This is a genomic window from Ruegeria sp. CE8 (assembly GCF_056537465.1).
The window spans coordinates 532234-556493 of record NZ_JBQFRP010000002.1 but is presented as its reverse complement, the minus strand read 5'-3'; the positions used below and the strand labels follow the sequence as shown (position 1 = coordinate 556493).

The window sequence follows — 24260 nt, the reverse complement described above, 5'->3', positions numbered from 1 at the left end:
AACCATTGCGATTGATGAAGATAATCCCGCTCACCACACGCCTGTCATCGACGCGCGGCTTGCCGTGGGGCTTCGGGAAGAAGGGCTCCAGACGCGCCATTTGCGCATCCGTAAGCCAGAAGAGGTCAGACTTGTTCACCGCTCGTTTTTGAACCGTGAATCACGCCGCAAAACGGAAATCCCAGGCTACGGATCTGACTGACGAATACGGCAAGATAAAAACACGACTGATCGCTCACTGCATATAGGATTAGCGTGATTTTGAGCCAACAGTGATAAATTTGGCTATGACGGCACGGCTGCCATTCTGCCAGATCGCGGTCAGCCATGAGGCGAAAGTCGCGGAAAAGTTTGTGCCGTTACGAAATGCTCCGTTGTACTGGTGTTGGTCGAGCCAAAGCTCTGGTTCTGCTTTGGACGCCAACGCTGTTTTTCGTAGGCTCTCCCATTGGGGGTCATTGGGCGCGATTTCAGATCCATCCTCTCGAACACCCGCACACATCCGGCACCAGAACGCTTCTGCCAACGCGAGTCCGTTTGCGGAAGAGCCAGACGAAAGTGCATCACCCAGCGACGGCAGCAGAAATCCAGGATGCCGAGCCGACCCGTCGAAAGCGACCCTGCGCGTCGTATCATGGATTGACGTGTTCGCAAATCGCCTCTCAACCAACTCAAGGTAATCTTTGGCCGTCGTTCCGGGGACGGCTTTGACATGAGGGAGAATTTCTTCAGCCTGAACTTTTCTGAAAAAAGCGAAGATGTCCTGGTCCTGCATACAATCCGAAATCGTCGGGACGTTCAGAATTTCCCCGACATTTGCGAGCAGTTGGTGCCCGCCGTTCAAAATGCGCAGTTTCATTGTCTCGTAGCTATGCACGTCGTGAGTCAGGGTTACTCCGACCTTGTCGAGCGGCGGCCGCCCGGCGCAGAAATCATCCTCGATCACCCATTGGCGAAAATTTTCATGCGAAACGGGCGCTCGGTCATCGATGCCAAGGGTTCGGCATTGCGAGAGTAATTGATCAGTTGTCGCGGGCACGATGCAATCGACCATCGAGTTGGGGAATGCCCCGTTCTCGTCAATCCAGTCGGCCAGATCAGGGTCGGACAGCCGCGCCAAGCCAACAACGCAGTTTCGCAGGATTGTCCCGTTGCCCTGCAGGTTGTCGCAGCTCAGCACAGTAAAGGGTTCTACTCCATTCCCCCGGCGCTGGCTAAGCGCGGAAACAATGGCGCCAAAAACCGTGCGAGGCTGGTTGGGGAATTCCGCATCATGGCGGATATCTTCGTGATCGATGTTGAAGGCGCCGGTGTTGGCATCGAGAAAATACCCTCCCTCAGTGACCGTAAGCGACACAATCCGAATGGATGGGTCGGCCATCTTGAGGATCAGCGCTGCGTTGCCCGCTTCTATTGGCAGATAGTCGATCATCGGGCCGATCACCTCGGCGGATGTCCCTTTCGGATCCAGTTCGACTAACGTAGTCAGGCAGTCCTGCGAAAGAAGCCTCTCTCGCATCGCGGCGTCATAGTTTCGTACACCGGCTCCGATGATCGCCCAGTCGTGGGCCTGACCCTGCTGCATCAGCTGGTGAAGATACCAAGCCTGATGCGCACGGTGAAAGTTGCCAAGTCCGATATGGACGATGCCCGGCGTCAGATCCGAACGCTGGTACACCGGAGTTCTGATAGTCGCTGGTAGGTTTGATAGGTTACTCAGCCGTAACCGTACCGGAGGGTTTGCATTCACGACAGGATCCATCAGCTCATCCAGTTTCCGCCGTCAACATTGTAGGTTTGTGCGACGATGTACTTGGCCTCATCGGAAGCCAGAAAAACCGCCATCCCGGTCAGATCTTCGGCACGGCCCATCCGGCCGTAGGGGACGGCAGCAGCCACTTCGCGTTTCTTCTGACCGAGTGGTTTGCCTTCATGTTTTGCAAAGAAGGCATCAACGCCGTCCCAGTGTTCGCCGTCGACAACACCCGGAGCAATTGCGTTCACGTTGATGCCATGAGAGATCAGGTTCAGCCCCGCCGATTGAGTTAGAGAGATAATTGCGGCTTTGCTGGCACAGTACACGCTGACCAAAGGCTCACCCCTGCGCCCGGCCTGAGACGCCATGTTGATGATCCGGCCATTGGTCCCGTGTTGGATCATGTGACGCGCGACGGCCTGCATCGTGAAAAGTGTACCCGCCACGTTGATGTCGAAGACGCGGGTATAGTCGGCGCGCTCGATCTCGACAATTGGGGCGGCGGTGAAGATGGCCGCATTGTTGATCAGAATGTCTATGGGACCGAAATAGGCCGCCGTTCGCGCGACGGCTTCATCTACGCTGCTCTGATTGGTTACGTCCATTTCGACGGCCATAGCGGCGTCCCCGATTTCGGTCGCTTCCACTTGCGCCCGAAGGCCGTCGATGTCGGCTATCGCGACACGCGCGCCTTCAGCAACATACGCCTTGGCAAAGGCCAACCCTATGCCACGCGCGGCCCCGGTGATGAGGGCGGTTTTGCCAGCCAGTCGGTTCATTCGACCCGCAGCCCTTGTGCGTCAAACCGGTGAATGACATCGGCGCGTGGGGTTAGGTGGACACGATCGCCGTGGCGGAATCCTACTTCTCCATCCGCACGGACGGTAATGGTTTCGGCCAAGCCGGTTTCGTGGATATGGAAAAACGTGTCCGATCCCAGATGTTCCGACACGCCGACGACACCGGACCATGCCCCATCGCTATCGGATACCGTGATATGTTCAGGTCGCACTCCGATGGTGTGGGCGCCGTGTTTTTTTGCCTCTGCGCCTTCTATGAAGTTCATCTTGGGTGAGCCGATGAACCCCGCAACAAACAGGTTACGCGGCGTACGGTAAAGCTCCAACGGGCTGCCGACCTGTTCTATAACACCGGCCTGAAGAACGACGATCTTGTCGGCCATCGTCATGGCCTCGACCTGATCATGGGTTACGTAGATCATCGTTGTGGCGAGGCGTTCGTGCAACTCGCTGATCTCCAACCGCATGCCGACCCGCAACGCTGCATCAAGGTTTGAAAGCGGTTCGTCGAACAGGAAAGCGGCTGGCTCACGGACAATCGCACGCCCGATGGCGACCCGTTGACGTTGACCCCCGGACAACTGACCTGGGCGGCGGTCCAGATAGTCGGTCAGGTTCAGGACGCTCGCCGCGCCTTCGACGCGCTTGTCGATCTCCGCTTGATCCAGCTTCGCCATACGCAGTGGAAAGGCGATGTTCTTGCGCACCGTCATGTGTGGGTAGAGCGCATAGGATTGGAACACCATCGCCAATCCCCGTTTCGCGGGCGGCACGTCGGTGGCATCCGCGCCGTCAATGTCGATGGAACCGGAGGTGATGTCCTCCAACCCCGCAATCAAACGCAAAAGGGTGGATTTACCGCAACCCGAGGGGCCAACGAAAACTGTGAACTCACCATCCCCGATGGTCAGGTCCAGCGGAGGAATGACCTGTACGTCGCCGAAGCTTTTGGTCACGGATTTGAGTTGAATGCGTCCCATACGGAGGGCTCCTTATTTCACAGCGCCGAAGGTCAGGCCGCGGACAAGTTGTTTCTGGCTGAACCAGCCAAGGATCAGGATTGGTGCGATTGCCATGGTCGAGGCTGCGCTGAGTTTGGCAAAGAACAAGCCTTCCGGGCTGGAATAGCTGGCGATGAAGGCAGTGAGCGGGGCCGCGTCGACGGCTGTCAGGTTGAGGGTCCAGAATGCCTCGTTCCACGCCAGGATGAAGTTCAGCAGCACGGTCGAGGCGATGCCGGGAATGGCCATAGGTGTCAGGACATAGAGGATTTCCTCTTTCAGCGTCGCCCCGTCCATCCGCGCAGCTTCCAGAATTTCACCGGGAATTTCGCGGAAATAGGTGTACAGCATCCAGACGATGATCGGCAGGTTGATTAGCATCAACACGACGACCAATCCCCCACGAGTGTCGAGTAGCCCAAGCCGAATGAACAGCAGGTAGATCGGGTACAGCACGCCCACTGCAGGCAGCATTTTGGTGGACAGCATCCAAAGCAGGATGTCCTTGGTGCGCTTTGAGGGCACAAAGGCCATCGCCCAAGCGGCAGGCACCGCAATGATTACGCCCAGAATAGTTGATCCGCCTGCGATGATAACCGAATTCCACAGGAACCGCATGTAGTCAGAGCGCTCCTGCACGATGGCGTAGTTTTCCAGTGTCCAGTCGAAGTTCAGGAACAGGGGCGGGCTCGCAATTGCCTGTGCTTCGGTTTTGAAGCTGGTCAGGATGGTCCAGAGGATCGGGAAAAAGATCAGTAATCCAACTGCCCAGGCAAGGGCAGTGTTCAGCGATTTGCGGCGGGTTGTGACGGCGCGGGTCATGGTTGTTCCTCCTCACGCGTCCAGGTTCTTGCCGACGATGCGCATCAGGAAGATGGCAACAATGTTGGCAAGGATGATGGCGTAGACACCTCCGGCGGATCCAAGGCCGACATTCTGGCTTTCCAGCACGCGCTGGAAGATCAGATAGGTGAGTGTGCGGGTGCCGAATGCGCCGCCGGTGGTTACAAAGATTTCGGCGAAAATCGACAGCAAAAAGATTGTCTGGATCAGGATTACGATCGTGATTGCGCGGCTCAGGTGTGGCAGGATGATATGGTAGAAGCGTTTCAGGACTGGTGCACCGTCCATCTCGGCGGCTTCCAACTGCTCACTGTCCAGCGATTGAATTGCGGTGAGCAGGATCAGCGTTGCGAAAGGCAGCCACTGCCACGACACGATCATGATGATTGAGGTCATCGACGCCTCGGATAGCCATGAAATCGGTTCGGCTCCAAAGAAACGCCATAGATGGGCCAGCAAACCGTTCACCGGATCCATGAACATGTTCTTCCAGACCAACGCGGAGACCGTAGGCATGACGAAGAATGGCGCGATCACCAGAATGCGGACAACACCTTGTCCCCACATCGGCTGATCCAGCAGCATCGCCAGAAGGATGCCCAGCACCACCGTTATCACCAGCACGCCGCCGACAATCACCAGTGTCGCCTGTACAGCGGGCCAGAAAGAGCTGGAAGATACGAAGCGGACATAATTGTCGAACCCAACCCAACCCAGATCACCGCCACGCAGGGGCAGGTATTTCTTGAAAGAAAAGTACAGCGTCATCGTCAGCGGTACGAGCATCCAGCCAAGCAGCAGGACCACTGCGGGTGCCATCATCAGGCGAGCAACGGATCGGGAATGTTGGGTTGCCATGACGCAAGACCTCTCTGTTCAGGCGTGTGCCAGCCTGCGAGAAAAAAACGGGTTGTGGAAGGGGAAGGCGGGGGGCAGTAGATTGCCCACCCGCGGGGAGAAGCCCTCAGTACCCTGCGGCTTCCATCTCTTCAGCGGTGAAGGCCTGCGCTTTCTCAAGCGCCTCTTCAACCGATTGCTGTCCGGCATAGACCGCCGAGAACTCCTGGCTCACCTGTGTGGCGATACCTGCGAACTCCGGGATCGCTGCAAACTGGATGCCAACATAGGGCACCGGTTTCACGGTAGGGTTGTTCGGATCCGCGGACAGGATCGAGTCCAGAGTCATCTTGGCAAACGGCACTTTCTGATACTCGGGGTTCTCATATAGCGAGGTGCGCGCGCCCGGCGGGACGTTGGCCCAGCCTTCGTTTTCCGCTACTAACTCAATGTAGTCTTTGGATGTCGCCCATTCGATGAACTGTTTCGCGGCATCTTCCTGCTGAGTACCCGCCGGGATGGCCAGCGCCCATGCCCAGAGCCAATTGGATCGTTTGTCGACACCGTCCGAGTTCGGCGCCAAAGCAAAACCGACCTTGTCCGCGACAGTCGAATCTTCCGGATTTGTTACAAATGACGCCGCAACGGTGGCGTCGATCCACATGCCACATTTACCCTGCTGGAATAGCGAGAGATTCTCGTTAAAGCCGTTTGTCGCATAGCCCGCAGGTCCGGATTCCGCCATCATGTCGACGAAGAAGGTCAGCGCCTCATTCCATTCGGGCTGATCGAACTGAGGCTTCCATTCCTCGTCAAACCAGCGCGCACCAAAAGAGTTCCCGGTCACGGTGATGAACGCTCCGCCTTCACCCCAGCCAGCTTTGCCGCGCAGGCAGATACCGTTGATATCATTGTCGCGGTCCGTCATCGCTGCCGCAGCTTCGCGGATGAATTGCCAGGTAGGTGCGTCAGGCATTTCCAGCCCGGCTTTTTCCATCAGGTCTGTGCGGTACATCACCATCGAGCTCTCGCCGTAGAACGGAGCTGCGAAAAGTGTGCCCTCATGGCTCAGCCCGTTACGCATGGCGGGCAAAATATCATCGACATCATATTCTGCAGACATGCCTTCCAGCGGCACCAGCCAGCCATTTGCACCCCAGATCGGCGTTTCGTACATGCCGATGGTCATGATGTCGAACTGACCGCCTTTGGTCGTGATGTCGGTGGTTACGCGCTGACGCAGCACGTTTTCTTCCAATGTCACCCACTCGACATCGATGCCAGTCGCTTCGGTGAATTTGTCGGTATAGCCCTGCATCCGGATCATGTCACCGTTGTTCACAGTGGCGATTGTAATGGATTGCGCGTGGGCTGCTGCCGTGGCGACGAATGTCAGTGCAGTCGCCGCACGAAGTGCGTGCTTCAGATACATCCCTGTCCTCCCTGAGCTTGGATGTCGTGCAGAGAGCGTAGGTCAAAAATTGTCGCGGCGTCAATAAAAACTTTACGCGCGTTAAAAAGCGGGGTTATGCAGAGTCCCTCAAAACAAGTCGCGCGGGGAAAAGTGTCTCTGTTCGAGAAGTAAATCTTCCCCCGTTTTCAATGAGTTCAAACAAGGTTTCGACACTTCGCCCGGCCACGTTGTCATAGTCATGCGCAGCCGTTGTCAGCGAGGGGCACGTAAACTTTGCGAATGGATGATCGTCATTTGAGGCCACGCGCAGCGTGCAACGCTCCTTTCGGCCAACCCGAATCCCCTGTTCGAAACAAGCGGCAAGAAAACCAATGGCAAGCCGATCATTGCTGCACAAAACCGAATCCGTCCTCAATCCACGCTCTTCCAGAACTTTCAGCGCGCCCCTGTGCCCGATCTCTTCAAACGCCCAGCCTTTACCATCGACTTTGATGATATGCGGCTCGAACCCGAGGCGCTCCATCACTTCAACATAGGCTGTTCTTCGCTTGTTGGCGTTCGGGTTCGCAGGCGTGCGCATTTCGAAGAAAGAAGGCGGCTCGCCTGTCCGGGTCATGTACTCCACGGTCTGAGACACAAAGCTGAAATTGTCTGAACCAACAAAGGCTGCACCCAGACCATCAAGATTACTGTCAAACAGAACAGTCGGCACATTTGCACAGAACTTCTCAATCGCGGATCTGTCTGAAACACGTCCCAAAGGTGCCAACAGAACCCCGGCGGGTTTCATGGATTGCAGGCCATCCAGAATTTCGTTTTCCAGCTTTTGTTCGCCGTGAGAGCTAAACAGGGAAGGGCGATACCCGGCCGCGATACAGCTTTGCTCCAGATAGCGCGCAATTTCGGCAAAGAACGGATCGGCCAGATAGGGCACGACGATGCCGATATTCTTGGTCAATTTCCGGTTCTGGTTCACAGCATAGATATTCGGGCGATAGTCGAACCGTTCGAGCGCCTCTTCGATGCGAGCCCTTGTCGTCGGACGAACGCTATCGGGATCGTGGAAATATTTGGACACCGTGGGTCGCGAGATGCCGCTGAGGGCTGCGAACTCTTCCATATTCTTAATTTTGGTCATGCCAGTCTGCCTGCGGATGTTAGCGGCCTTGATCTTATCATATTTTTACATATTCTTTGCGCGCGCTAAAAATCAATAGCCAGACAAGTTCCGCGTATCTGTGCAGGCAAGGGGTTTGAATGTATCTCGGGATCGATATCGGAACGTCAGCGGTCAAGCTTGTCTGTGCGGACACCGATCGAATTCTTGCGTCGTCTTCCGTCGGAATCCAGACCTCCTCGCCACAGCCTGGCTGGTCAGAGCAACACCCCGAGTTCTGGTGGCAGGCGACGCGTGATGCGCTGACCCAGCTTGCCGGGCAAATCACGCTCTCGGAGATCAAAGCCATCGGGTTGTCCGGCCAAATGCACGGCGCTGTTTTGCTGGATCGCGGTCTGCGCCCGATCCGTTCAGCAATCCTGTGGAATGACAGTAGGGCAGTACAGGAATGTGAGGACCTGCGCGCGGCCCAGCCGGAAATTGGCCATATTGCAGGCGTCCTTCCCTTGCCGGGCTTTACCGCGCCCAAGATTGCTTGGTTGAAAAAACACGAGCCCGCCAACTATGCACAGCTTTCCCATATTCTCCTGCCCAAGGACTACATTGGGTTGTGCCTGCATGGAGAATTGGCAACCGACGCGTCCGATGCCGCCGGGACACTGTGGCTGGATCAGGCGTCGCGCAACTGGCATGCCGGAATTGCTGAGGCTTCTGACGTGGCACGCGATTGGCTGCCGCAGATTTTCGACGGCCACAGTGTCGTTGGCACTGTGACGGCACGGGCCGCAGCTGAGACGGGATTGAGACCTGATGTGCCCGTCGTGGCCGGAGGAGGGGACGCGGCAACCGGGGCGGTGTCTTTGGGTGCAACCGAACCGGGTCGAGGCTTCATCTCTTTAGGGACGTCCGGCCAGTTGTTCGTGGCGGATCGCGCTTACAAACCCAACCCCGAACGTTATGTACATGCTTTTGCGCACACGGTGCCGGGTCGTTGGTATCAAATGGCGGCGATGCTGAATGGCGCAAGGCCGATTTCGTGGATAGGTGGACAGCTTGGGCTTTCCGCAGCTGAAGTTGTTGCCCTTGCCGAAACGGTCAGCGGGGATCGCGTGCCGATTTTTCTGCCGTATTTGACTGGTGAACGCAGCCCCCTCGGCGATCCGCATATCCGGGCCTGCTTCTTTGGTCTTGAGGATTCGACAACACGTGCTGACATTTGCCGTTCCGTATTGGAGGCCATTGCGTTTAGCTTTGCCGATGCAGCGCAGAGTTTCGGCGACACTATGGATAAATTGCCGGAATTGGCTGCCATCGGAGGAGGCAGCCAATCAGATTTTCTGCTGAAGTTGATCGCGACGGTGATTGGGAAACCCGTAGTGCGCTCGGAAGGAGCCGATACTGGCCCGGCCTTTGGTGCGGCGCGGCTGGCAGCTTATAGCGACGATGTGATCACCGGAGCCGATCTCGCGTTTCAGCTGCCAACTGCAGATAGGTTCGAGCCAGCTGAAATGACAGTGCTCTTCGAGCGGTTGACACAGTTTCGCCGGCTTTATGCTGCCATCAAGAACGTTAACTAGCAGCCACCAACCAACCCTTCGCAACTCAAACTGCTTCCTGAGTGTGATGGAGGAGTTTTGTGCAGCAATTGGTAAACTGTGCGTCGCTCGACATTCCTGTAGAACGTCAAGTGCATCTTGCCTAACCGCCATAGTTGGAACGAGAAAAAGGTGAAAACCGAAATCGGAATGCGCCCCAAAATTTGGAGCAGTCTCCATAGACGGACGAATTCGAGTCCTGTGTTACGTGCGCACTGGTGTATGGGTTGCCGCAGTTCTGTTTGAAATTCAGGCCGTCGTGCGATGTGTCAAGCATCCGCCTTTATCAAATCGCTGGCCTTTTCGCCGATCATGATCGCTGGGGCGTTAGTATTGCCACTGACGATCTCCGGCATGATCGAGCAATCTGCCACTCGCAGGTTAGATATGCCGTGTACCTTTAGTTTTGCGTCGACAACGGACATCTTACTGCTTCCCATCGCGCAAGTACCGGTTGGGTGATAGATTGATGTGGAGTTGGATCTGGCCCAATCCAGCGTGCCTTCATAATCGTCGTGGCTCAGCTCAGCTGTCGGTCGAAATTCCTCTGAAATCTTTGAGGCCAGAGGGTTCTGTTCAGCAATTTTGCGCGCGATGTTCACACCGTCGACGATGGTTCGGCAATCCGTTTCCGTGGAAAGGTAGTTCGGGATGATTTTGATATATTTGGACGGATCCGGACCATTCAGGCGCAATTCGCCTCGGCTTTCCGGGCGCAGCTGACAGACCGACATCGTAAAGGCCGAGAAGGGATGTACACCTTCACCGGGGCTGTCGGCAGACCAGGGTTGGACGTGGAACTGAATGTCGGGCGTCTCTACATCCGGGCGGGTTTTCATGAATCCGGTGGCTAGGCTGGCGGCCATCGTCATAGGACCTGCACGAAACAACGCGTATTTTAGGGCGATGCGCGCCTGATTGAAATAGCTGCGCACTTCATCATTCAGCGTCGGCTCATTGCATTTGAACACCAGCCGCGCCTGCAAGTGGTCCTGCAAACCCTTCCCAACTCCGGGCAGGGCATGTTGGGGTTCGATGCCATTTTCCTTTAGATGATCCGGGTCACCGATTCCCGACAGCATCAGGATTTGGGGCGAGTTGATCGCCCCGCCTGAAAGGATGATCTCTCGTCGAACTTTCAGGGTTTGTTCGGCCCCGGTGCGATCCCGGTAAACCAGACCAGTTGCTTTTTTCCCGTCCAGAACCACGCGTGTCACCAGTGCGTTGGTGATGATGTTCAGGTTGTGACGTCCCCGGATGGGCTTGAGATAAGCCACGGCAGCGCTGCACCGGCGACCATTGCGGGTGGTTAGTTGGAAGTAACCCACGCCCTCTTGTTCGGCGCCGTTGTAATCTGGGTTGAATGGATAACCGGCGGTCTGCGCTGCGGCCACCCAGGCATCGCAGATAGGTCGTTGAATGCGCATATTGGACACAGACAAAGGCCCGCCGACCCCGTGATATTCGTCTTCGCCCCGCTCCTGATCTTCACAGCGCTTAAACAGGGGAAGGACATCATCCCAGCCCCAACCTTCATTCCCCATTTGCCGCCAGCGGTCATAATCCTCTTTCTGACCGCGCACATACAACAACCCGTTCAGCGAGGATGAGCCGCCCAGGACCTTGCCCCGTGGCCAGTCGATTGACCGCCCGTTCAACCCCGGATCGGGCTCGGTGCGATAGCACCAATCAACAGAAGGGTTATGCATGGTTTTGAAATAGCCGACCGGGATATGAATCCAGGGGTTTGTGTCACGGCCACCCGCTTCAAGCAAAGCAACGGTTGTATTGGGATCGGTGCTCAGCCGGTTGGCAATGACACAGCCCGAAGATCCCGCGCCAACAACTGCATAATCCACCTCCATGATCGCCTCCTTCCAACGTCGTTGAAAAAAACTCTATGCAGGATGCAAGAATTATACTAGCATTTTTTGATACAAAACGTCTCAATAATTGCGATCAGGGAGGTAAGCAATGGAGATCGGTAAGAAACTAAGTGGCATTTCCCGGCGGGATTTTTTTCGTGTGGCAGGGCGCTATGGCATGAGTTCGACTCTGCTGGCCGCAGGTGGCTTCGGTGGCGCGATGAGTCTGGCGAATCTGGCGCAGGCAGCCGAATCAACCTACGAAAAGCGCTTTTCGAAAGAACCGAAGCACACGCTGAAATTTGGCGCATCGGGGTTCAACACCCGCAATCTTCTGATCGAACGCGCGGGCGCGATCGAATTTGCGCGGGACTTGGAAGAACGCACGGACGGTGAGATTCGGATCGAATTCATTGGCGACAACCAGATCTGCGGCCAGTTGAGCTGTGTTGAAAAAACCCAGCAGGGGATTGTCGATATTTATGCGGCCTCAACGCAGAACTCGGCCGGTGGCGCGCCTTATCTGAACGTGCTGGACTATGCCTATATGTTCCCCAGCCGTGCGGCGCAGTATCACTTCTTCTATAGCCCCGCGAGCCAGCGTATCCTGCGCGAACCGCTGGAGAAACGGCACGGGCTGAAGTTCCTGTTTACCCATTGTGAGTTGCGCGGTTTGCAAATGGGATCGACTTTTGCGGACAAACCAACTGTCACCAAGCTGGAAGAATTGTTCGGTACCAAGAACCGTGTGACGGGTACGCAGTTGGGCAGAATTGCAATGCAGCTGTTGAACTTGAACCCGGTGCCGGTGGCTTGGGAAGAAACGCTGGATGCGCTCAAGACTGGTCTGATCGACGGGGCGGAAACCTGGGCGTCGGCCGTGGCTTACGCCAATATGGCACCTGTGGTTTCGCAGTCGGTCAACCTGAAATTCTTCTGTGGCACTGAACACACATCCATGTCGGCCAAGGTCTTTGACGGTCTGGGCGGAGAGTTGCAGGATGCTGTGATGGAATCCTCATATTTCACGCAAGCCTTGATCCAAGGCGCGAACGAGGCGGCGCTGCTGAACACTGTGGGCTTCTCGGACCCGCAATTGCCCAACACGATCTTTGCCGAAAACGGAGTGCGTCCGGCTTTCCTGGCGGACGATCAGATCAAATTAGCGGAAGAAATGTGCGCCCCGAACTACAACCCTGAACCTTGGGCGCAGTGGCGCGAACGCCTTAACAAATGGGCCGGCGGCATCGATACCTATCAGGAAATCTACGACATCGCGCGTGAGATCCCAGCGGACACGCTGCCCGAGAATGTCGAGCCGCGCCGTTGGTGGATGGGCCAGGCCTGATAAACTCACAGACCTGGCCTGGTACCGGGCCAGGTCAACCAATTACCGACTGGGAGGACGGGGTTCATGTCGTTTTGGGCAGACACAGGTGCGATCTTCAGCGCCTTTCTCAGCCAGGATTCGTTCGAGATTCAATCCGCGTTGGAATCCGATGCCACGTGGGTTTGGGGCGCGATTGTGTCGGCCCTCGGCGGGTTCGTGATCATGCTGATCTATCGGGCGGTGCCCTTCGTCGAACGGCATCTGGAACGCTCGGTGATGGTGTATTCCTACCTCGCGATTGCTTTGATTATCTTTTGGGGCGTGATCGACCGATTTGTGTTCAACGACCAAGAGCCGTGGTCAACCACCATTCCGCCTCTTCTGTTCATGGTCATGGCGTGGTTCGGAGCGTCCTACAACGTACGCCTGCGCACACATCTGAGTTTCAGCGAGTTTCGCACGGCCATGCCGCGCGGCGGGCAATTGGCTTGTCTTATCCTTGACGCGGTTCTGTGGTTCATCTTTGCGGTGATCGTCATTGTGACCACGACCCGGTTGGTGGCGCTGTCGGCGTCTAACTTTCAGATCGTTCTGGGCACCGACAATATCATGCAGTGGTGGTTCCTTCTGGCTGCGCCTCTATCCTTCTTTCTGATGGTCGGACGGGTATTTCAGAACCTTGCCGATGATTTGCACAACTGGAAAACAGGCGAGCCGCTGATCAAGCAGGCCGTGATCGGAGCAGACTAATGACAGACGGAACCATGGTCACACTGATCTCGCTTGGGGTCACTTTTCTATTCATGTTGGGCGTACCCGTCCTGCTGGTCATCGGCTATTGGGTCATCGGTTGTTCCTTTGTCCTTGGCCTGACGCTGGACAACATGGGGGCCGAACTTTTGAACGTGTTCAACAAAGGGTTCGCCCTGCTGGCGATGCCGCTTTTCATCCTGACCGGAGACCTGATCAACAAATCAGGCATCGCGAGACGGCTCAGCGATTTTGCGTATGCCTGTCTGGGTTGGATACGCGGCGGGCTGGCGATGGCGTCGCTGGGCGCTTGCGGATTGTTCGCCGCAATCTCGGGGTCGAACTCGGCGACAACCGCGACCATCGGTTCGATGCTGCACCCTGAGATGGTCAAAGGCGGCTACGACGAGCGGTTCAGCGCTGCGACCGCAGCGGCGGGCGGCACAGTGGGGATCATAATTCCTCCGTCGATTATTTTCATCGTCTACGGCTTCCTGATGAACCTGCCGATTTCCGAACTGTTCGTAGCAGGTATCCTTCCGGGCGCGCTGATGGTGTTTGGCATGCAATTTGCGTGCTGGATCATCTGCCGTATGAACGGATGGGGTCATCTGATTCCGCTGCAACTGAATCGGGTGCTAAAAACCGCGTTCGGAGCGTGGTTGGGTTTCTTCGCCATCGGACTGGTGCTTTGGGGCATCTATACAGGCAAGTTTTCTCCGACCGAGGCGGCGGGCGTGACGGTCGGCTTCTGCGTGATCGCAGGTTTGGTCAGCTATCCGATCAACCGGATCATGGGCGCAAGGAACGACATTTCACCCACCGAGAAGACCTTTGCCGAGATGTTCGTGGTCGAAGGCTTCACAATCCCTGAAATCCCGTCAATCGTGATCCGCTCGGCACAGATCACCGGCATCCTCGCGCCGCTGATTGCAATTTCTGTGGTGATGCAGCAAATCCTGTCGCTGCTTGGGGCGCAAGAAACCATTGGGAACTTTGTGACCTCGATGGGCGGTTACCACGCGGTTCTGTTTACCTCGATGGTTATCGTCTTCTTCTCAGGCATGGTGCTGGAAAGCCTTCCGGTCACGATCATTCTGGCCCCGATCCTGGCGCCGATTGCGGCCTCGGTCGGGATCGATCCGATCCATTTCTCGGTAATCTTCCTTGTGGGCGCATCCATCGGGTTCATCACACCGCCATACGGGTTGAACCTCTATGTGGCGTCAGGTGTGACCGGCGTGCCCTATTTCCGGCTGCTACGCTATACGGTGCCTTATCTGGTGGCCCTGTTGTCTGTCTGGATTTTAGTATCGCTGGTACCCGATCTGGCCTTGATCCTGCTGCCAAATAACTAGACTGTCACGTTATGGTTGAGACGGATACACAGGACAAGGAAACTCAGATTCCGACCAATTTGCGCCTCCTTCTCATCCTTGAGGAGGTGGCGCGAAGAGGAATTGCCGTCAAACCATCAGACCTTGTCGAAACACTGGGTTTGGCCAAACCAACCGTTCACCGCCTGCTGCAGACCGCAGAATCCGAAGGTTTCCTGCAGCGCGACCTTGATGGGCGCTCGTATGGCCCTGGGCATCGGCTACGGCTGCTTTCGGTTAATACGATGTCTTCCGAGCACCTGCGTACGGCGCGTTTGGCAATCTTGCGCAGCGTAGCAGAAGAGGTTGGTGAAACTTGCAATCTCGCCGTCCCGGACCGAGAGGGAATGATCTATCTGGACCGGGTGGAAACGAAGTGGCCGCTGCGAATTCAACTGCCGGTGGGTACACAGGTACCTTTTCATTGTACCGCCAGTGGTAAGATGTATCTCTCGACACTGCGGCAAAAAACGCTGGATGGATTTCTTGCAGCGGGTAACCTGAAACCGCAGACTGAACGATCTCTGACTGATCCCAAGGTATTGCGGGTGGAAATCCAAAACATCGCCAAGAACCGGTTTTCCACCGACGATGAGGAATTCATGGCTGGAATGACGGCCCTTGCTGTGCCCGTTTTGGATGGGCAGGGCAGGTTGGTGGCCACGCTGTCGGTGCACGCCCCGACACAACGTCACGACGTCAAAAGCCTAATGTCGTTTCTGGGAATACTGCAAAAAGCGGCGGACGAACTTTCGTCTCTTTTGAACGAGTGAATTGCGTCTGAGGTTGCCGTCAAACGTGAGCTTTTCCCACCAGCTGCTACGTCAATCATCGACTGGTTTTGGCGAGTTCTGGACCAAAGCTGACGAGAGCGTGATCAAGGTTCGGTATGGGCGTTTGCTAAACTTTGCAAAGTCGAAATTCTGTGCAGCGAGGCCTTAGGTGGGTAACGCAGCATTCGACACATTGAGCGCTTTTTGTGCCGTAGTCGCAGCGAGAGGTATGACCGAAAGTCAGATCGAGAGATACCGCAGGGATGGGTTCATTGTCCTCGAGCGAAGGGTCTCAGACGCAATCATCAGTTCCATTCATACCGAGACCGACTGTTTCACGAACATGGCCCGCGGGATGACGGCCTCGGATGAGCGGCTGGATCTGGAAGACTGCCATACGCCACAAAGCCCGCGCATCCGCCGGGTGAAACTGCCCCATACTCAGTCGAAGGTGATCGACGATCTGATGCGCTCGGACCATATTCTGGCGCCGGTTCGGGATTTGATCGGTCCGGACTTGCGGCTGCGGACGACCAAGCTGAACATGAAGTCTGCAGGTTTCGGTGCGGCGGATGAATGACATCAGGACTGGACGTTTTACCCCTACACCGATGACGACGTTCTGGCCGTCGGCATCATGATCGACGATATGCAGGACGGATACGGCCCGCTGCGGGTGTTCCCCGGTTCCCACAGAGGGCCGGTCTATTCACACCATCACTAAGGGGTCTTTGCTGGTAGAATGGATCTGGAAGCTTTTGGGCTGGACAGCGGCAACTCGGTGCAGCTGATGGGCCCCGCCGGTTCGATCTCAATCCATAACGCACGCATCATTTATAGCTTGGATCTTAACACCTCACCCAAGGATTGGCGGGTGATCTTTTATGAGACGATGGCGGCGGATGCTTTTCCGATTGTAGGCGGTTGCGGAACTTGGGAAGGAATTGAAGAGTTTGACCAGCGTTTGCTGTGCGGTCAGTCGACGCTGGAGCCGCGCATGGAATCCAGTTCACTGAGCGTAGCAGCGCCGGATGCTCCTACCCAAGGCTCGATCTATGAAGTCCAAAAGGCCATGGGAAAACGCGCTTTCACCATTGCTAATAGAAAAATGAAAATGTCCAACCGGCAACGCTTCTTTGCCTGTTTGGTACGTTGAAACGTGAATTCGCTCGCTGATCTTATCTATTGCGGATGGATGCACTTCTCACGTTGGCCGCGTGAGCAAGAGCCGAATAATTTTGAAGTATCCCGAAGCGGTAGGGCCTGAAGATCGTTGCAACTCCCGCCTGATACGCAAGTTGGGTGTGCAACAGTTTTTTGGTTAAACTCAAATCAATTCACTAAATGCTATTTATATATGAATTGCTTGGTATGGTGGCCTTATGAACTCACTAACCAGAATTACGCGAGGTGTAGGCGTCGCCTTTAAAGATGGCAGGGTGAAGGGCCTTCTTGCCTTCACAGCTGGTATGATCCTATGGGCGTCGGCGTTTTACCATTATGTCGAAGGGTGGAGTTGGCTCGATTCCATCTACTTTTCTGTCGTGACAATTTCGACTGTGGGGTTTGGCGACTTTTCTCCTGAAACCGCGGCAGGGAAGATCTTTACGATGTTTTACATCATCGTGGGCCTTGGCATCTTTGTGACTGCGGCTACCACGGTGGCGGATACAATTTTGTCTCAGGATGACAAAAAAGAGGACAATTAGGTTTTGCCCCTTTGAGCCAATGCGAGTTCATACGCAGGCATTAGTTTGACCAAACAGCGCTGTCCCAAACAGGTTTTACTGTGGTTTATAAGCAGCGGTAGGATCCTCAAAAGTTTAAACAATATACATATTACGTTTTTTGAGTGTATCGTTCAGCAAACTGATAAAGGAGGGATGGTATGGAAAAGACCCAGGACGCGAAGATTGTCGATCTCGCGATAAGATTGCTGTTTCTTGGACTATTCCTCTACAGCGCTTTGGTAATGGTCGCTCCACTGGCAAGCGTGGTTATTTGGGCGACGATCCTGTGCGTCGCGCTCTATCCGGTTTTCGATTGGCTGCAATCTAAGTTGGGTGGACGGAAGAAACTTGCCACGACAATCTTAGTTTTGTTGGGCCTTGTTTTGACCTTGGGGCCGGTCGCAACGGCAGTATCCGGAGCTGCCGAACTTGGATCTGAATTTGCGGAACAAGCGGATAAGGGCGAGCTAAAAATCCCACCAGCACCCGAGGGCCTCAGTGAACTGCCGCTGGTCGGAAACAAGTTTGCCGAAGTCTGGGGCTTGTTTGAACGAAACTTGGATGGCGCACTCGCCAAATATGGCGCGCAGATTCTGGAGATCACCAAGTCACTGTTCGGAAGGGTGTTGAGCATCGGACTTGGGCTTTTAGCGCTGGCTCTGTCCGTGTTGATCATGGGCGCCTTGTTCAGCCCCGGGCCAAGTTTGGTGCAAGGCCTTCAGCGCTTTGCCAACCGAGTCTTTGCACCCCGAGGCGGCGAGTTCGTGACCCTGGCCGGCGCTACGATCCGCAATGTGACGAAGGGTGTGATCGGCGTGGCTGCCATTCAGGCGGTTGTCGTTTGGATATTGTTGGCGCTGTTCGGAATTGGCTCGGCCGCCACACTAGCGTTTATTTGCCTGATCCTCTCGATTATCCAAATCGGGCCCGGCTTGGTTCTTTTGCCGGTAATCATCTATGCCTGGAGCACGATGTCCGGTGGAACCGCGTTGATCTTCACCATACTGGCTATACCTGTCGCGATAATGGACAGTTTCCTAAGGCCTGTATTCATCTCGAAAGGCCTCGAAACACCCATGCTGGTCATCCTCATTGGCGTTCTCGGCGGCATGATGGCCTACGGATTGATCGGAATCTTCATGGGTCCCGTCCTATTCGCCGTCTTTTACGAGCTGTTCAAAGTTTGGATTGACGCGCCGGCAGAATCCGAAAGCGCCGCTGAAGGAGCGGCGAAATGAGAAAGACTATATGGACCACTCTGGCCGTCATTCTTGTCTTTCTGGTCTGGTACCTTGTCGCTGACCGAAAAACGCCGTTTACCGGGAACGCCCGCGTAAAAGCTATCGCTACCCAGATCGTTCCACAGGTCACCGGAACAGTGACCGAGGTTCTTGTTGAAAACGGTCAAGTTGTCTCGGCCGGCGATGTTCTGGTTCGGATCGATTCCAGACCCTACGAAATTGAACGCGACAAGGCGGAAGCTGATCTTGAAGCAGCCACGCAGGAGGTGGGCGCGTCCTCGGCTGAGGTGAGGGCCGCACAAGCCAAACTGGCACGGGCCCAGAGTGATCTGGACACGATGCGCATTCAGACCGAGCGTGTTTTTACACTGGAAAAAAAGGGATTGATCGCTGTCTCAAAGGCCGATGATGCCCGAGGTCAATTGGCAGAGTCTGAGGCAAATTATGAAAACGCCAAGGCGGATCTGGAAAAAGCAAAGCAACGGCTGGGAGACGACGGGATTGAAAATCCGAAAATCCAACGCGCCCTGGCTGCCTTGGCGGATGCAGAGCTAAATCTTGAATGGACCGAACTGCGTGCTCCGGCAACGGGCGTCATTTCCAATCTGTTGATCGCTCCCGGAACTTATGCGCGATCCGGTCAGGATCTTTTGACGTTTCTGGATGCAACCGACGTATGGATCGAAGCGTATTTCACCGAAAACAACCTCGGCAGGGCTGTGGTGGGATCTCCTGTCGATGTCGTGCTGGATATGCATCCGGGCCAGATTGTTCCGGGCGTGATCGAAAGCTTCAGCTCGGCTGTATCCCTGAGTGGCGGAGATGAACCAGGCCAACTGGCGAGCCCGCCAAGCACCAAAGGGTTTCTGCGCGAACCAGAACGGTTCCCAGTTCGGATCGTGCTACCGGGATATGAGGCCGGAAGCGCCGAAGACGATCTGCGCTTCCAACTCAACGGGCAGGCCGATGTGATCATGTACCTGAGCGACAATTCCCTGTTGAACGTGGTTGGTCGAACCTATATCCGTTTGGTCTCAATACTGTCTTATGCCTATTGAGGATCGAAAATCCGTTCTTCGGCTCGCGCTGGGTGTAACCGGCGTTTTCGCCTTGGGTTTGTTTCTGGGGTGGCCATTGGCGGTTGTGGGGGCAGTTTTCACCGCTTTGTTCCTACAGGCCCCAGCCGCGCTGCCTTTGGCGGCATTCGCCAAGCTGTTTGTTTTCTCAATAGGATTGATGTCCATCTCATTCCTGTTGTCTTCAGTCTTCGCGCCCTACCCCGTGGTATTCCTTATTCTGGTGGCCATCGGGATCATCCTGTCCTTCATGTGGTCAGTTTCAGGGGCCGGTGTTTTACCCGGTGTCATAGCGCTTATGGGGGCGTTGATGATCCCGAACCTTGTTTTGCAATCGCAGGATCTGGCGTTGGTGCTCGTGTTTTGGATACCGATGAACCTACTCTTTGCCGGTTTCGTCGCGACGCTGATGTTTGTGCTGATACCAGCGGAACCTCAGACAACCGCTCAGAAGAAAGCTGACGCGCCACCAGACTTTGACCGCTACCGGCGGATCGTCAGAATGTCGCTAGTGACGGTTCCATTTGCCATGGCGTTTTTTTTGTCCGGCGCCTCAGCTTTGTTGGTTCTGTTCTTTGTTGCCCTTCTGAGCCAACAACTGGCGGCAATGCCGTCAATGGGCAAAGCCGTCGCCAAAGCCATGCTTACGGCAAACCTGCTTGGGGCAGCGGTGTCGATCATTTGCTATGAGGTAAACGTAATCGCACCGACTATTGTGACACCTGTTTTATTGTGTTTGGGCTTCTGCTTCGCACTCGGAGCGCTTGGAAAATCTCAGGTCCCGCTAGCAGCAGCAGCCGGTTCAGCATTGACAACGGTTCTGATCGTTTACGGAGGGTCGATTGCGCCCTTTTCGGACGAGGCTGACGTCAAAAGTATCACTCGCGTATTGCAAGTCGCCGGGGCCGCCTTCTTCGTGATTGTCGCTTACGTCATAGTAGACGAGTTCTGGCCGGAAAGGAAAAAGCAGGTTTCTTGAAGTGCCTGAAGTAAAGTGCCTGGTTGTCCATACCAGCAACAAATAAGCGGCATGTTTGCGCTTAGAAATCGTTGCTGCAATCCAAGCAAGCATCGACGATTGAGGCTACCGCCCCTCGGGGTATCACGATGCTGTTCGGACCGGCCGTCGGAGGTATCTTTGCCGAGTTTGGTATGTGGCGCATGGGATTTGGAGTCATGTTGCCTATCACTGTTTTGTTTGTTGCGTTGACCTTGAAGTTGCTGCCCCGCAGCGAACAAGACCACAAATCGACCGCACCCATTGCTTTCGGGCAGTTGGCGTTACTTGCCGGGTCGGTATTGGCGGTTTCCCTTGGCAGTATCGCCCCGTCTGTTGCGTTGGCAGCTGCTGCAGTACTTGCGTCTGTTTTTCTGCTTCTGACGCTGATGCGTCGTGAACAGACTGAGGCGGTGCGGTTGTTTCCCCGCGGAGCTACCGTTCCCGGGTCGCCGCTGTTTCTGGCCATATCGGTCATGGCGCTTTTGATATTCTGTATCAATGCCGAGTTCTTCATGCCGTTTTATCTGCAAAGACTGCATGAGCTCAGCCCGTTAATGGCAGGCTACGTGGCGGCGTTGGTCTCGATTGGATGGGCGGTGTCCGAAGTTTACTCCGCACGCTTTACAGGTCGACAGATGCACAAAGCGGTTCTGGCAGGGCCAAAGGTGATTTGAGGACCAGTGTGGAAACCCTGAGCATACCTTCCCAAGAGCTTGAGGCGCGTCCCGGCGGCATGATGGTCCACACCACAGAGACATCTGTATGACAGATTGCAACCCATGACCGCGATGGGAAAGGTATGCCGCCTGCCGGTTCGGCCCATGGCCATACGGGCAAAGGGCCAGCCGGAAAAACGAACCTGTGTCAAATGATCCGAAACACCTATGATGTTGAATGCCGCCTCCCGCCTCATGGGCAAGCGGATATCGCACTCGATGAGCGATGGCACCCTGACGGTTCGGGGTACGGTATTGCGGGCTGCAAGTGTCACGACTTACGGCGACCAAACCTCTGAGTTTTTCGGTTGCCCTGCCAAAGTAACAAGCTGCAGCGCGTTCAACCATACTGCTCGGCAGGAATCGCATGGCCCGCGCTTTCATTCATATTGTTTTTAAGTTGGGCGCAAGCAAGGCCGGGGTTTGAATTGTCGGAATGAACCGCCGGAATTTTGAACCCAACCGATCGACGTTAACTCCCTTTTGCAAGACTCGTGCTTGCCCGAAACTGAGTCGGTGTCATGCCCGTCTGACCTCGAAAAAACCGGGTGAAGTGGGACTTGTCTGAGTATCCCAGCAGAAGGCCGATTTCGGCGATGGTTTTTCGGTTCTGTTTCAGGTGTTCTTTGGCCACATCTATCTTCAGGCGTTTGATTTCACGGGGCAGTGTCGTTCCTTGTTGCTGCAGCACTTTCAAAAACCGATCCGTCTGTATGCCCAGCAGGCCGGAAACGATATGTTGCCCCAGATCCGCTTCATCCAGTTTGTCGCGCAGTACGGATCGTATGGCCGCGACTACAGTGATCTCTTCTTCGGGTTGGGCGGTGGTCGGGGGATTGGCTGTCACCCCGGGCGCCTGAGCCTTGAACAACCAGTCCACAGGAAAGCTGATCTGCATTCCGGGTGAGGTCCCGAGGCAAACCTCAATCCCTTTGTATCCAACAGGAACGCCGTTGATATAGCGGCTTTCCCATCGCACGACCGACGGGTCCCAGGCCTGTCCTACAACGGTTTGCAGCAACCTCACGTAAATCGCGGCCCCAAATCCAGTAACCTGCACAGGTGGCACGGCCGGTTCCTGCTGTCGTTCAATCTGGTAGGTCGCTTTGTCCGTGTCGACGATCAGCCGGTGCCGAACCGAGCTGGATTCTTGCGGGACAATTTGCACAAAGCGGGCAAAGAACTCAAAGAGCGACTTTGAGGACTGCCGGGCCTGAGCAAATGGCGGCCATGCCTGCAGATCGAATGTCTCTCCGACATGAAGGCCAAGGAAGCGGTCACTGGCCAGATCCGAAAAGGCGTTAATAAGCCCGAAGACCAGTTCGGAATGCACGTAAACGGATGGGTCGGACAAAAGCTCGGCGTGAAGACCGACTTGATCCAAAGCTGGTCGTGGGTCAATTTGGCGCTCGGTGAGGTATCGCAAAAACGGTGCCGCCAGGGCGAGCCGAATGAACCCTTCGCTTTGGCCTTGCGGGATCGTGTTGAGGGGCACGGGTAAATACCTCCGGTTCAGGCAATCTGTCTGGTGATGTTGCCACTTTTTGCTCCACATTCGAACATCCGAATAAAAATGTGGCAACCCGGTTGGGAGATTTCGAACTAGCATTACAACATCTGAATTCAATGAGGTTACCCATGACCGGATTTCGCAATGCTCGGCTTTCGGCCGCCTTCTTCGCAGTTGTGTTTTGCTTTGGCTCGCCTGTGCTGGCTCAGGATGCGGAGCCGCCTCAAACCTTGTTTACCAATGTGCATGTGTTTGACGGAGTGAATGAGCAGCGCATTGAAAATGCAAATGTGCTGGTCGAAGGCAACCTGATCAAGGCAGTTTCAACGGAAGCCATTGATGCGCCGGATGCCACGATAATTGACGGCGGGGGACGTACGCTGTCACCGGGCTTTATCGAGCTTCACGCGCACCTGATGCTGATGGGGCCGTCTCTTCCAGCCATGGAAGCCAACACGACCTGGGAAGATTTTGCGATCCATGGCGCACGGATGGCTGAGATGTATCTTATGCAGGGTTTCACCACGGTCCGGGACGCGGGTGGCGCAAACGGCGGACTGCGTAGAGCGATTGATGCGGGGCAAATTGCCGGACCTCGGCACTATGCTTCCGGAGCGTTTCTTGGAACCCGAGGCGGTCATGCAGACTTTGCCAATTTCACCGCGCCGCCGGGTTCCGAAACGAATATGGGTCGTCTGAATCTGGCTCAGGAAGTGGACAGTGTCGCCGACGTTCAGAAATTCGGCCGCAACAACTTTCGGATGGGCGCTACTCAACTGAAATACATGCAGTCCGGCGGTGTTGTTTCGGCATTTGACCCGTGGCAGTTGCTGGCTGATTCACGGAAGAAATTGAAGCTGCGGTGCAGGTCGCCAACGAATACGGTAGTTATGTGATGGCACATTCCTATCGCAAAGAAGCGATCCTGAACGCGTTGGAAGCCGGTGTGATGTCGATTGAGCACGGGTTCTCTTTTGACTGCGAAATCGCCGAGGTGATGAAAGAAAAGGGGGCGTATATCACGACGAACCTAACGGCTTTCGACCCGGGCTTGCTTGAAATCCCTGCCGTAGCAAATGTGCCGGCTAGCCTGGCCAAGGCAAAGTCGGCCTCGGCCACTTTTGCGGGTTATATCGACAACATGAAGGAATGCCCGGTCAAGCGCGGGTTCCAGACAGACTGTGTTGGATCGGTCGAAGCCTGCAACATACAGATCGCTTATGAAAAGCACCTCAATAATGAGTTCTTTGGACCCTACACGTCCATGGTGACCCTGACTTCAGTAGGTGGTGAGGTCGTCGCGCTGTCCGGTGATTTCATGAACCCCTACACCGCAGGCAAGCTCGGCGTGATCGAAGAAGGGGCATATGCGGATATCCTGCTGATCGATGGCAACCCGCTCGAGGATTTCTCAGTCGTGGGTACTGGAGATCAGTGGTTTGGTGCAGACCCAAGGCCCGATAGTCCCGAAACTATTCGACTGATCATGAAAGACGGTGTGATATACAAAAATACGCTGAACTAAATTAA

Annotated in this window: 24 protein-coding genes and 1 pseudogene; 15 read left to right on the top strand and 10 right to left on the bottom strand. The window is 55.3% G+C overall.

The genetic code is table 11. From position 1 onward, the window contains the following. The 8 genes from ACR0AA_RS05670 to ACR0AA_RS05635 form a co-directional block, all read right to left on the bottom strand. Nucleotides 1-100: transposase (locus tag ACR0AA_RS05670; RefSeq protein WP_480755624.1), on the bottom strand; the 100-nt coding region annotated here is incomplete at its 3' end. A gap of 150 nt (nucleotides 101-250) precedes the next feature. Beyond that, complete coding sequence (locus tag ACR0AA_RS05665; protein WP_480755621.1) at nucleotides 251-1762, bottom strand: mannitol dehydrogenase family protein; 1512 nt, start codon at nucleotides 1760-1762, stop codon at nucleotides 251-253. Next, nucleotides 1762-2535: an L-iditol 2-dehydrogenase gene (locus ACR0AA_RS05660; RefSeq protein ID WP_480755620.1), complete on the bottom strand. Its 774-nt coding sequence runs from the start codon at nucleotides 2533-2535 to the stop codon at nucleotides 1762-1764. Before ACR0AA_RS05660 ends, ACR0AA_RS05665 begins: the two co-directional genes overlap by 1 nt. After that, a complete protein-coding gene (locus ACR0AA_RS05655; protein WP_480661944.1) occupies nucleotides 2532-3536 on the bottom strand; it encodes an ABC transporter ATP-binding protein in 1005 nt (334 codons plus the stop codon). The genes ACR0AA_RS05660 and ACR0AA_RS05655 overlap by 4 nt, the downstream gene beginning before the upstream one ends. A gap of 12 nt (nucleotides 3537-3548) precedes the next feature. Then, nucleotides 3549-4379, bottom strand: a complete 831-nt coding sequence (locus ACR0AA_RS05650; protein WP_480661946.1) for a carbohydrate ABC transporter permease — start codon at nucleotides 4377-4379, stop codon at nucleotides 3549-3551. Between the two features lie 12 nt (nucleotides 4380-4391). After that, the gene (locus tag ACR0AA_RS05645; protein WP_480431073.1) at nucleotides 4392-5258 is read right to left on the bottom strand and encodes a carbohydrate ABC transporter permease; all 867 of its coding nucleotides are present in this window, start codon (nucleotides 5256-5258) and stop codon (nucleotides 4392-4394) included. A 106-nt stretch (nucleotides 5259-5364) separates the two neighbouring features. Next, nucleotides 5365-6669: an ABC transporter substrate-binding protein gene (locus ACR0AA_RS05640; protein ID WP_480661948.1), complete on the bottom strand. Its 1305-nt coding sequence runs from the start codon at nucleotides 6667-6669 to the stop codon at nucleotides 5365-5367. 94 nt (nucleotides 6670-6763) lie between these two features. Next, entirely contained in the window at nucleotides 6764-7789 is a 1026-nt protein-coding gene (locus ACR0AA_RS05635; protein ID WP_480661950.1) for a LacI family DNA-binding transcriptional regulator, read from the bottom strand. A gap of 119 nt (nucleotides 7790-7908) precedes the next feature. Here ACR0AA_RS05635 and xylB point away from each other — a divergent pair, with 119 nt between their 5' ends. Further along, on the top strand, nucleotides 7909-9345 hold the full coding sequence (gene xylB, locus ACR0AA_RS05630) for a xylulokinase (RefSeq protein ID WP_480755619.1): 1437 nt from the start codon (nucleotides 7909-7911) through the stop codon (nucleotides 9343-9345). Nucleotides 9346-9632: 287 nt separating this feature from the next. On the opposite strand, the gene ACR0AA_RS05625 is transcribed toward xylB, so the two are convergent. Next, nucleotides 9633-11228 (bottom strand): GMC family oxidoreductase, encoded by a 1596-nt coding sequence (locus ACR0AA_RS05625; RefSeq protein ID WP_480661954.1) that lies wholly within the window; start codon nucleotides 11226-11228, stop codon nucleotides 9633-9635. Nucleotides 11229-11337: 109 nt separating this feature from the next. Here ACR0AA_RS05625 and ACR0AA_RS05620 point away from each other — a divergent pair, with 109 nt between their 5' ends. The 12 genes and pseudogenes from ACR0AA_RS05620 (at nucleotide 11338) to ACR0AA_RS05565 (ending at nucleotide 21178) form a co-directional block, all read left to right on the top strand. Further along, the gene (locus ACR0AA_RS05620; protein ID WP_480661956.1) at nucleotides 11338-12576 is read left to right on the top strand and encodes a TRAP transporter substrate-binding protein; all 1239 of its coding nucleotides are present in this window, start codon (nucleotides 11338-11340) and stop codon (nucleotides 12574-12576) included. Nucleotides 12577-12642: 66 nt separating this feature from the next. Then, nucleotides 12643-13308, top strand: a complete 666-nt coding sequence (locus ACR0AA_RS05615) for a TRAP transporter small permease (protein WP_170467697.1) — start codon at nucleotides 12643-12645, stop codon at nucleotides 13306-13308. Continuing rightward, the gene (locus tag ACR0AA_RS05610) at nucleotides 13308-14666 is read left to right on the top strand and encodes a TRAP transporter large permease (RefSeq protein ID WP_480661958.1); all 1359 of its coding nucleotides are present in this window, start codon (nucleotides 13308-13310) and stop codon (nucleotides 14664-14666) included. The genes ACR0AA_RS05615 and ACR0AA_RS05610 overlap by 1 nt, the downstream gene beginning before the upstream one ends. An 11-nt stretch (nucleotides 14667-14677) precedes the next feature. Beyond that, nucleotides 14678-15457: an IclR family transcriptional regulator gene (locus ACR0AA_RS05605; protein ID WP_480661960.1), complete on the top strand. Its 780-nt coding sequence runs from the start codon at nucleotides 14678-14680 to the stop codon at nucleotides 15455-15457. A gap of 229 nt (nucleotides 15458-15686) precedes the next feature. Beyond that, nucleotides 15687-16037 (top strand): phytanoyl-CoA dioxygenase family protein, encoded by a 351-nt coding sequence (locus tag ACR0AA_RS05600; protein ID WP_480661962.1) that lies wholly within the window; start codon nucleotides 15687-15689, stop codon nucleotides 16035-16037. Nucleotides 16038-16049: 12 nt separating this feature from the next. Beyond that, nucleotides 16050-16181: pseudogene (locus ACR0AA_RS05595) on the top strand (phytanoyl-CoA dioxygenase family protein); the annotation flags it as partial. Between the two features lie 18 nt (nucleotides 16182-16199). Continuing rightward, on the top strand, nucleotides 16200-16613 hold the full coding sequence (locus ACR0AA_RS05590) for a hypothetical protein (RefSeq protein ID WP_480661964.1): 414 nt from the start codon (nucleotides 16200-16202) through the stop codon (nucleotides 16611-16613). 283 nt (nucleotides 16614-16896) lie between these two features. Further along, complete coding sequence (locus tag ACR0AA_RS05585) at nucleotides 16897-17166, top strand: potassium channel family protein (protein WP_480661966.1); 270 nt, start codon at nucleotides 16897-16899, stop codon at nucleotides 17164-17166. 179 nt (nucleotides 17167-17345) lie between these two features. Beyond that, a complete protein-coding gene (locus tag ACR0AA_RS05580; protein WP_480755618.1) occupies nucleotides 17346-18425 on the top strand; it encodes an AI-2E family transporter in 1080 nt (359 codons plus the stop codon). Further along, nucleotides 18422-19486 carry an HlyD family secretion protein gene (locus ACR0AA_RS05575; RefSeq protein WP_480661970.1) on the top strand — a complete coding sequence of 355 codons (1065 nt, stop codon included), beginning with the start codon at nucleotides 18422-18424 and terminating at the stop codon, nucleotides 19484-19486. The genes ACR0AA_RS05580 and ACR0AA_RS05575 overlap by 4 nt, the downstream gene beginning before the upstream one ends. Then, entirely contained in the window at nucleotides 19476-20483 is a 1008-nt protein-coding gene (locus ACR0AA_RS05570) for a DUF2955 domain-containing protein (protein WP_480661972.1), read from the top strand. Before ACR0AA_RS05575 ends, ACR0AA_RS05570 begins: the two co-directional genes overlap by 11 nt. 128 nt (nucleotides 20484-20611) lie before the next feature. Continuing rightward, nucleotides 20612-21178 carry a hypothetical protein gene (locus ACR0AA_RS05565; protein WP_480661974.1) on the top strand — a complete coding sequence of 189 codons (567 nt, stop codon included), beginning with the start codon at nucleotides 20612-20614 and terminating at the stop codon, nucleotides 21176-21178. 514 nt (nucleotides 21179-21692) lie between these two features. Here the strand turns inward: ACR0AA_RS05565 and ACR0AA_RS05560 are convergent. Next, on the bottom strand, nucleotides 21693-22715 hold the full coding sequence (locus tag ACR0AA_RS05560; protein ID WP_480755617.1) for an AraC family transcriptional regulator: 1023 nt from the start codon (nucleotides 22713-22715) through the stop codon (nucleotides 21693-21695). A 143-nt stretch (nucleotides 22716-22858) separates the two neighbouring features. On the opposite strand from ACR0AA_RS05560, the gene ACR0AA_RS05555 reads away from it, so the two are divergent. Beyond that, on the top strand, nucleotides 22859-23626 hold the full coding sequence (locus ACR0AA_RS05555; protein WP_480755616.1) for an amidohydrolase family protein: 768 nt from the start codon (nucleotides 22859-22861) through the stop codon (nucleotides 23624-23626). Then, a complete protein-coding gene (locus ACR0AA_RS05550) occupies nucleotides 23626-24255 on the top strand; it encodes an amidohydrolase family protein (RefSeq protein WP_480755615.1) in 630 nt (209 codons plus the stop codon). Before ACR0AA_RS05555 ends, ACR0AA_RS05550 begins: the two co-directional genes overlap by 1 nt. The last annotated feature ends 5 nt before the right edge of the window (nucleotides 24256-24260 follow it).

Coding starts and splice junctions, on each gene's coding strand:
- ACR0AA_RS05665 (WP_480755621.1), bottom strand. CDS start 1,762: ATGGATCCTGTCGTGAATGCAAACCCTCCGGTACGGTTACGGCTGAGT.
- ACR0AA_RS05660 (WP_480755620.1), bottom strand. CDS start 2,535: ATGAACCGACTGGCTGGCAAAACCGCCCTCATCACCGGGGCCGCGCGT.
- ACR0AA_RS05655 (WP_480661944.1), bottom strand. CDS start 3,536: ATGGGACGCATTCAACTCAAATCCGTGACCAAAAGCTTCGGCGACGTA.
- ACR0AA_RS05650 (WP_480661946.1), bottom strand. CDS start 4,379: ATGACCCGCGCCGTCACAACCCGCCGCAAATCGCTGAACACTGCCCTT.
- ACR0AA_RS05645 (WP_480431073.1), bottom strand. CDS start 5,258: ATGGCAACCCAACATTCCCGATCCGTTGCTCGCCTGATGATGGCACCC.
- ACR0AA_RS05640 (WP_480661948.1), bottom strand. CDS start 6,669: ATGTATCTGAAGCACGCACTTCGTGCGGCGACTGCACTGACATTCGTC.
- ACR0AA_RS05635 (WP_480661950.1), bottom strand. CDS start 7,789: ATGACCAAAATTAAGAATATGGAAGAGTTCGCAGCCCTCAGCGGCATC.
- xylB (WP_480755619.1), top strand. CDS start 7,909: ATGTATCTCGGGATCGATATCGGAACGTCAGCGGTCAAGCTTGTCTGT.
- ACR0AA_RS05625 (WP_480661954.1), bottom strand. CDS start 11,228: ATGGAGGTGGATTATGCAGTTGTTGGCGCGGGATCTTCGGGCTGTGTC.
- ACR0AA_RS05620 (WP_480661956.1), top strand. CDS start 11,338: ATGGAGATCGGTAAGAAACTAAGTGGCATTTCCCGGCGGGATTTTTTT.
- ACR0AA_RS05615 (WP_170467697.1), top strand. CDS start 12,643: ATGTCGTTTTGGGCAGACACAGGTGCGATCTTCAGCGCCTTTCTCAGC.
- ACR0AA_RS05610 (WP_480661958.1), top strand. CDS start 13,308: ATGACAGACGGAACCATGGTCACACTGATCTCGCTTGGGGTCACTTTT.
- ACR0AA_RS05605 (WP_480661960.1), top strand. CDS start 14,678: ATGGTTGAGACGGATACACAGGACAAGGAAACTCAGATTCCGACCAAT.
- ACR0AA_RS05600 (WP_480661962.1), top strand. CDS start 15,687: ATGACCGAAAGTCAGATCGAGAGATACCGCAGGGATGGGTTCATTGTC.
- ACR0AA_RS05590 (WP_480661964.1), top strand. CDS start 16,200: ATGGATCTGGAAGCTTTTGGGCTGGACAGCGGCAACTCGGTGCAGCTG.
- ACR0AA_RS05580 (WP_480755618.1), top strand. CDS start 17,346: ATGGAAAAGACCCAGGACGCGAAGATTGTCGATCTCGCGATAAGATTG.
- ACR0AA_RS05575 (WP_480661970.1), top strand. CDS start 18,422: ATGAGAAAGACTATATGGACCACTCTGGCCGTCATTCTTGTCTTTCTG.
- ACR0AA_RS05570 (WP_480661972.1), top strand. CDS start 19,476: ATGCCTATTGAGGATCGAAAATCCGTTCTTCGGCTCGCGCTGGGTGTA.
- ACR0AA_RS05565 (WP_480661974.1), top strand. CDS start 20,612: ATGCTGTTCGGACCGGCCGTCGGAGGTATCTTTGCCGAGTTTGGTATG.
- ACR0AA_RS05555 (WP_480755616.1), top strand. CDS start 22,859: ATGACCGGATTTCGCAATGCTCGGCTTTCGGCCGCCTTCTTCGCAGTT.
- ACR0AA_RS05550 (WP_480755615.1), top strand. CDS start 23,626: ATGGCACATTCCTATCGCAAAGAAGCGATCCTGAACGCGTTGGAAGCC.